Raw genomic sequence first — 1,440 nt, forward strand, 5'->3', positions numbered from 1 at the left:
AAATTTATGTTTTGTTTAATAAAACATAGACCAAGCTCTTTATGACCTGTTATTATTATAAATAGAGCTGAATCTAATAAAAATCAAGATAAAAAACTCTTACCTATCGGTTAGATTTGACAGACCTTTAGTTAGTTAATTAGGTAGATAGTTAGACAGTTAACTACTAATCAGATAAGTATTTTTATTAGCAGCAACAATCCAAGCCGCTACTTTAGATTTATATAAAATAAAAGAGATTTCCCATGATTACTTTAAGACAATTAGAATTTGCGTTGGCTGTTGCCAAACATCGCCATTTTAAAAGGGCGGCAGAAGAGTGCAATATCTCACAATCGGCTTTAAGCTTGGGTATTGCTGAGCTAGAAAAACAACTCGATACTCAAATTTTTGAACGTAATAATAAGCAGGTGCTAATCACGCCCATTGGGGAGGAGATTTTAGTTCGTGCTCAACGTGTTTTTTCTGAAATCAATGACTTAACCACTCGAGCTCAAAGCCATCAAACCCCACTTGCCTATCCGATGACTGTGGGAATGATTCCCACTATTGCCCCTTATTTATTACCCAAAGTACTGCCTGAATTAAAAGCTCAGTACCCCAATTTTCGAATGACAGTTGTGGAGCAACAGACCGAACGTTTAATTGAGCAAGTGCGTTATGGTCATATTGATACCGCCATTATTGCACTGCCTTACGCGGTAGATGGACTGCATACTTTTGAGTTTTGGCAAGAAGACTTTTTCGCTATTTTCCCAAAAGACAATCCTTTGGCTGAACTTGAAACCATCTCATCAGATCAGCTTAGTAAGGCCAACCTTATGTTGCTCGGCGAAGGGCATTGTTTAACCGATCATGCCTTAACGGTTTGCTCCTTTGACCGTGATGAATTTAAGTCTAACTTCTCAGAGGCTAGCCTTAACACCTTAATTCAAATGGCTTTAGCGGGCATGGGTACCACTTTGATCCCAGAAATGGCCTTGAATCAAGTACACCGTCAAAATAATCAGGTGGCCACTATTGCACTGACCGAAGAAGGGCCACACCGCCGTATTGCCTTTGTTACCCGTCTAAATTATGCCCGCGTCGATGATGTCAATTTACTAGGCAACATCTTTAAAGCTGCTTTTGAGGCCGATAAGCAGAACCTTAAATCACAAGTGTAAGTAAAGTTAATTACTAGTTGATTACTATCCGCTGCTAGCTTTTATTATTTACTGATGCATAGAGAAAGCCCCTCTAATATTTTTAGAGGGGCTTTTAACTATAGTTTTGATTAGATATAGTCATAGCCCCATAAATAAGATACACTGATAAGATGGCATATTCAAAAGACTACAGACAAATGATATTAGACAAGCTTGACGAAGGTTACAGTTATCGAGAGCTTGCCGAAGAATATCAAATCAGTACAACGACAATTCAGCGTTGGAAAAAGAA

General features: G+C 38.4%; 2 protein-coding genes. Both read left to right on the forward strand.

What is annotated here, in order from left to right; translation table 11 throughout:
• The first annotated feature begins 245 nt into the window (after positions 1-245).
• Complete coding sequence (locus A1019T_RS12510) at positions 246-1,166, forward strand: hydrogen peroxide-inducible genes activator (RefSeq protein ID WP_077452031.1); 921 nt, start codon at positions 246-248, stop codon at positions 1,164-1,166.
• Positions 1,167-1,318: 152 nt separating this feature from the next.
• On the forward strand, positions 1,319-1,440 hold a 122-nt coding region (locus A1019T_RS12515; protein ID WP_143514058.1), incomplete at its 3' end, for a helix-turn-helix domain-containing protein.

The sequence above is a fragment of the Psychrobacter piechaudii genome (assembly GCF_900162825.1).
Lineage (GTDB): Bacteria > Pseudomonadota > Gammaproteobacteria > Pseudomonadales > Moraxellaceae > Psychrobacter > Psychrobacter piechaudii.

Excerpts from the sequence above, each read along its gene's own strand:
- A1019T_RS12510 (WP_077452031.1), top strand. The coding sequence starts at position 246 with ATGATTACTTTAAGACAATTAGAATTTGCGTTGGCTGTTGCCAAACAT.